Source organism: Pseudokineococcus marinus (assembly GCF_013004605.1).
In the GTDB taxonomy this organism is placed as follows: Bacteria; Actinomycetota; Actinomycetes; order Actinomycetales; family Quadrisphaeraceae; genus Pseudokineococcus; species Pseudokineococcus marinus.
In genome coordinates, this window is record NZ_JABEMA010000247.1 from 1 (window position 1) to 4,625 (window position 4,625).

7 protein-coding genes are annotated in these 4,625 nt (G+C 77.4%); 5 read left to right on the plus strand and 2 right to left on the minus strand.

The features are described from left to right. Positions 1-260 precede the first annotated feature (260 nt). Genes HLB09_RS13225 through HLB09_RS13235 form a run of 3 tightly spaced genes read left to right on the plus strand, consistent with a single transcriptional unit; the run spans position 261 to position 2,173 of the window. The gene (locus HLB09_RS13225) at positions 261-1,307 is read left to right on the plus strand and encodes an ATP-dependent DNA ligase (RefSeq protein ID WP_171203818.1); all 1,047 of its coding nucleotides are present in this window, start codon (positions 261-263) and stop codon (positions 1,305-1,307) included. A 35-nt stretch (positions 1,308-1,342) separates the two neighbouring features. Next, positions 1,343-1,879, plus strand: a complete 537-nt coding sequence (locus HLB09_RS13230; protein ID WP_171203813.1) for a hypothetical protein — start codon at positions 1,343-1,345, stop codon at positions 1,877-1,879. A gap of 15 nt (positions 1,880-1,894) precedes the next feature. Further along, positions 1,895-2,173, plus strand: coding sequence for a hypothetical protein (locus tag HLB09_RS13235; protein WP_171203814.1), 279 nt, complete (start codon positions 1,895-1,897; stop codon positions 2,171-2,173). Between the two features lie 27 nt (positions 2,174-2,200). Here the strand turns inward: HLB09_RS13235 and HLB09_RS13240 are convergent, their stop codons facing one another. Beyond that, positions 2,201-2,473: a hypothetical protein gene (locus HLB09_RS13240; RefSeq protein ID WP_171203815.1), complete on the minus strand. Its 273-nt coding sequence runs from the start codon at positions 2,471-2,473 to the stop codon at positions 2,201-2,203. A gap of 175 nt (positions 2,474-2,648) precedes the next feature. Here HLB09_RS13240 and msrB point away from each other — a divergent pair, with 175 nt between their 5' ends. Then, the gene (msrB, locus tag HLB09_RS13245; protein ID WP_171203816.1) at positions 2,649-3,125 is read left to right on the plus strand and encodes a peptide-methionine (R)-S-oxide reductase MsrB; all 477 of its coding nucleotides are present in this window, start codon (positions 2,649-2,651) and stop codon (positions 3,123-3,125) included. An 8-nt stretch (positions 3,126-3,133) separates the two neighbouring features. Then, the gene (locus HLB09_RS13250; RefSeq protein WP_171203817.1) at positions 3,134-3,661 is read left to right on the plus strand and encodes a GNAT family N-acetyltransferase; all 528 of its coding nucleotides are present in this window, start codon (positions 3,134-3,136) and stop codon (positions 3,659-3,661) included. A gap of 100 nt (positions 3,662-3,761) precedes the next feature. Here HLB09_RS13250 and hemQ read toward each other — a convergent pair whose 3' ends face one another. Beyond that, positions 3,762-4,424 carry a hydrogen peroxide-dependent heme synthase gene (gene hemQ, locus HLB09_RS13255; protein ID WP_344553896.1) on the minus strand — a complete coding sequence of 221 codons (663 nt, stop codon included), beginning with the start codon at positions 4,422-4,424 and terminating at the stop codon, positions 3,762-3,764. Between the last annotated feature and the right edge of the window lie 201 nt (positions 4,425-4,625).

Consider the following 4,625-nt stretch of genomic DNA (forward strand, 5'->3'; position numbering starts at 1 on the left):
GGACGTGTCGAGGTGGGTGATGCCGCGGCGGAGCACCTCCTCGACCGTCGCGAGCGCCTCCTCCTCCGGGTCGTCGTGCGCGGGGGGTGGCGCTGCCGCCGCGGAGCCGGGCCGAGGGCGCCGCCGGACGCCGCGGGTCCGATGGCCGGGTGCAGGATCGGCCCGTGCCCACCTCCCCCCGCCCCGCCGCCGACGCCGAGCCCGACGCCGGGTCCGACGGCGCGCGCCTCGCCCTCCCCGTGCTGCCGCCCGTGGACCCCATGCTCGCGCGGGCGGTCGGCGACGTACCCGAGCCGGCGTCGGTCGAGGGGGGCCTGTGGTACGAGCCGAAGTGGGACGGCTTCCGCTGCGTCGTCTTCTACGACGGCGCGGCCGAGGGCGGCCCGGCGGTCGAGCTGGGCAGCCGCGGCGGCAAGCTGCTCACGCGCTACTTCCCCGAGGTCGTGGCCGAGCTCGTCGACCAGCTCGGCGGTGCGCGGTGCGTCGTCGACGGCGAGGTCGTCGTCCGCCGCGGCCAGGCGGGCGCCGAGCGCCTGGACTGGGAGGCCCTGTCCCAGCGGATCCACCCCGCCGCCTCGCGCGTGCGGACGCTCGCGGAGGAGACGCCCGCCTCCTTCGTGGCCTTCGACCTGCTCGCCGAGGGCGACGAGGACCTCACGGACCGCCCGGCCGAGGAGCGGCGCCGCCGCCTGGAGGCGGCGTGGGCGGGGGTGCGGGGGCCCCTGCACGTGACCCAGCGCACCGACGACCCCGAGCTGGCGCGGCGCTGGCTCGCCGACTTCGAGGGCGCGGGCCTCGACGGCGTCGTCGCCAAGCCGCGCGCCGCGCGCTACGAGCCCGGCCGCCGCGTGATGGCGAAGGTCAAGCACGCCCGGACGGCCGACGTCGTCGTCGTCGGCTACCGGGTCCACAAGAGCGGGGAGGGCGTGGGCTCGCTCCTGCTCGGCCTGCGCCCGCCGGACGGCGAGGACTTCCACCAGGTCGGCGGGGCCTCCGCCTTCACGGCGGCCCGGCGCCGGGAGCTCGTGGACGAGCTGGCCCCGTACGTCGAGCGGGGCGAGGACGGCGAGCCGGTCCGGGGCGCCGGCGAGCGGAACCGCTTCTCCGCCAGCAGGGACGGTTCCTTCGTCGTCGTGCGCCCCGAGCTCGTCTGCGAGGTCGGCTACGACCAGCTCGAGAACGGCCGCTTCCGGCACGTCGTGCGCTTCCTGCGGTGGCGCCCGGACCGGGAGCCGCTCTCGTGCACGACCGACCAGATCGAGGTGCCGACGGCCTACGACCTGGCGGCCGTGCTCTCCGGGGGCTGACCGGCCCCGGCGCGGGCCTCGACTAGCCTGCGCCCGTGCCCGAGGAGAGCCTGCCCCCCGAGACCGCCCCCACGGCCGCCGCCTCGGAGGTCGTCCTGCTCCTCACCGAGGAGGCCCTGGACGACGGCGACGCCGAGCGCGTCGCGGCGCTGCACGAGGTCGAGGGCGTCCGGGCCGCCTACCGCGTCCTCGTCCCGGCGGACACCGAGCGCAACCTGCTGGCCGACGTCGTCGACCACCTCAGCCTCTTCGAGATGCGCGCCGCCCTCGACGCCGTCCGCGAGGGGAAGCCCGACGAGCGGGAGGCCCGCGCCGAGGCGACGAGCGCCCTCGAGCAGTCGCTCGCGGCGCTGCGCGGCGCCGGGTGCGCCGCCGAGGGCGAGGTCGTCCAGGACGACCCGCTGCCCGCGCTCGAGGCGGCCGTCGGCGCGGGCGGCGTCCGCGAGGTCGTCGTGGTCACGCGCCCCCACGCCGTCGAGGACACCTTCCACCGCGACTGGGCCTCGCGCGCCCGCGACGCCCTCGGCGTGCCGGTGCTCCACGTCTACGGCGGGACGGCGCGGCTGGGCTGAGGCTACGGTCGCCCCATGACCGAGAGCGACCCCCAGGGCCTGGACCACATGCAGACCCGCCTGCAGCACGTCCTCGGCGAGCTGCGGCGGCTGCAGGGCACGCCGCCCGCCGACATCCGCGAGCAGCTCGTCGCGGCCATCGCCGCGGAGGGCCTGCCGGACCAGCCGCCGTCGTGGCTGCGCGACGCCTCCGCCGAGCTGTCCGCCGGGCGCCTCGTCGTCATCGGCCCCCGGCAGATCCCCGAGGAGGCCGAGCACCTCGAGCCGGACCCCGACCAGCACGCCGCGGGCTGACCGCCCGGCCCGAGGACCCGGGCCGGCTCAGGTCTCGTCGGGCCCCTCGGGGTCGTCCTGGTCGTCCCAGTAGCCCGAGCGCGCCTGGCCGCTGCCGTCGGCGTCGTCCGCGCCGCCGCTGGCGAGGTGGATGCCCTGGCGCCAGGCGTCCTCGGGCTCGGCGTCGCCCGCCGCCGTGGTCGCCGCGGGCTCGTGCGCGGGAGTGCCCGGGCTCGCCTCCGTCGGCACGAGCACCTCGTCCCGCGGGTCGTCCTGCTCGGTCCCGCCACCGGGCTGCTCACGCACCTCGTCCGCCTGCATGGCCCCATCCTGGCGCCCCCGGCGGCGCCGCTGCCGACGGGGCCGTGCGGGAGGACGGTGCGGGGGCAGGAGGCGTGGAGGGGCACAAGGCGTGGAGAGGCGGGGACGTGGAGGGGCGAGGGCGTCGAGGGGCGGGGCCGGGAAGTCGGTGCCGGGCGCCCGTGTTGGCACGGGCATGACCTCCACCTCCCCGAACCCGTCCGCCGGCACTCCGTCCGCCGACACTGGGCCCGAGGCCTCGGGCGCGCCGGAGCCCGTGCGCCGCAGCGACGCCGAGTGGCGCGAGCGTCTGTCGCCCGAGGAGTACTCGGTGCTGCGCCTCGGGGGCACCGAGCGCCCCTACACCGGTGAGTACACCGACGAGAAGACCGTGGGCGTGTACAGCTGCCGCGCCTGCGGCACGGAGCTCTTCCGCTCCGAGACGAAGTTCGACTCCCACTGCGGCTGGCCGTCCTTCTACGCCCCGCTGGCCGAGGACCGCGTGCGCTACATCAGCGACCGCTCCCTCGGCATGGTCCGCACCGAGGTCCGCTGCGCCGCCTGCGACGGCCACCTCGGCCACGTCTTCGAGGGCGAGGGCTACGGCACCCCGACCGACCAGCGCTACTGCATCAACTCCGTCTCGCTGCGCCTGCAGCCCGAGCGGTCCTGAGCGGCCCGATGGCCCGGCCCGGGACGGTCGCCGGCCGCTCCGACGGGGACGCTGTCGCGGGAGCCGTCGGCGAGGTCCGGCGCGCCCGACCTGACGACCTCGACGCCGCCACGCTGCACGCCCTCGTGCGGCTGCGGGTCGACGTCTTCGTCGTCGAGCAGGAGTGCCCCTACCCCGAGCTCGACGGCCGGGACCTCGAGCCGGGCACCGAGCACCTGTGGCACACCGGGGACGGCCGCGTGCGCGCGGGCGAGCGGGTGCCCGTGGCGGCGGCCCTGCGCGTCCTCGAGGACCCGGGCGGCGGGCCACGGCGGGTGGGCCGCGTCGTCACCGCCCCGTCCGCCCGCGGGCAGGGCCTCGCGTCCGTGCTCCTCGCCGACGTCGTGGGCCGGCACGGCCACGAGGACCTCGTCCTCGACGCCCAGGCGCACCTGGCCGGCTGGTACGCCCGCCACGGCTTCGAGGTCGTCGGCGAGGAGTTCCTCGAGGACGGCATCCCCCACGTGCCCATGCGCCGTCCCGGCACCGCGGGCTGACGCCCTCCCGCTGCCGGAGCCGCGCGAGCCCTCGAGACGCACCAGAGCCCCGCCCCCCGAGGGGCGGGGCTCTCGTGCGTCCGGTGTGCCGGCGCGGCCGTCAGGGCAGCCGCTCGACCACCTCGGCCGGGCTCACCCGCGGGCCCGTGTAGAAGGGCAGCTCCTCGCGCACGTGGCGGCGCGCCTCGGTCGCCCGCAGCTCGCGCATGAGGTCGACGATGCGGTGCAGCTCGTCGGCCTCGAAGGCCAGCAGCCACTCGTAGTCGCCCAGCGCGAAGGCGCTCACCGTGTTGGCCCGCACGTCCGGGTAGGGCATGGCGGCCATGCCGTGGTCGCGCAGCATCTTCTTGCGGTCGGCGTCGTCGAGCAGGTACCAGTCGTAGGAGCGCACGAAGGGGTAGACGCACAGGTACCCGCGCGCCTCCTCCCCCGCCATGAAGGCCGGCACGTGGCCCTTGTTGAACTCCGCCGGCCGGTGCAGCCCGGTCGAGGACCACACGGGCTCGAGCACCCGGCCCACCGCCGAGCGGCGCAGCCGGTGGTAGGCGCCCTGCAGGGCCTCGACCGACGACGCGTGCCACCAGACCATGACGTCGGCGTCGGCGCGCAGGCCGCTGACGTCGTAGAGCCCGCGGACGACGACGTCCTCGTCGGCCGCCAGGAGCGCCTCGAGCTCGCGCGCCGCCGCGGGGCGCTCGTCCTCGGGCATCCGCCCCGCGGCCCGGAACACCGACCACATCGTGTAGCGGATCGTCGCGTTGATCTCCGCCGAGGTGGGGGCCTCCGCGGCGGCCGCCTCGGGGGCGGAGGGGGTGCTGGGGGACGCGTCGCTGGTCGTCTGGCTCACGCCCCCATGGTCCCAGGCCGCTCCAGCGGGGGCCCAGCGGGAGGGGGCGCACCGGCCCCGGCAGCCGCTGCGGTCCCGGCGAGGAGCCGCGCCGCCGCCCGGCGGCCGGACGCGACG

Bases quoted from the DNA above. Each gene is read 5' to 3' on its own strand.
- HLB09_RS13225 (WP_171203818.1), top strand. From the start codon at position 261: ATGCTCGCGCGGGCGGTCGGCGACGTACCCGAGCCGGCGTCGGTCGAG.
- HLB09_RS13235 (WP_171203814.1), top strand. From the start codon at position 1,895: ATGACCGAGAGCGACCCCCAGGGCCTGGACCACATGCAGACCCGCCTG.
- HLB09_RS13240 (WP_171203815.1), bottom strand. From the start codon at position 2,473: ATGCAGGCGGACGAGGTGCGTGAGCAGCCCGGTGGCGGGACCGAGCAG.
- msrB (WP_171203816.1), top strand. From the start codon at position 2,649: ATGACCTCCACCTCCCCGAACCCGTCCGCCGGCACTCCGTCCGCCGAC.
- HLB09_RS13250 (WP_171203817.1), top strand. From the start codon at position 3,134: ATGGCCCGGCCCGGGACGGTCGCCGGCCGCTCCGACGGGGACGCTGTC.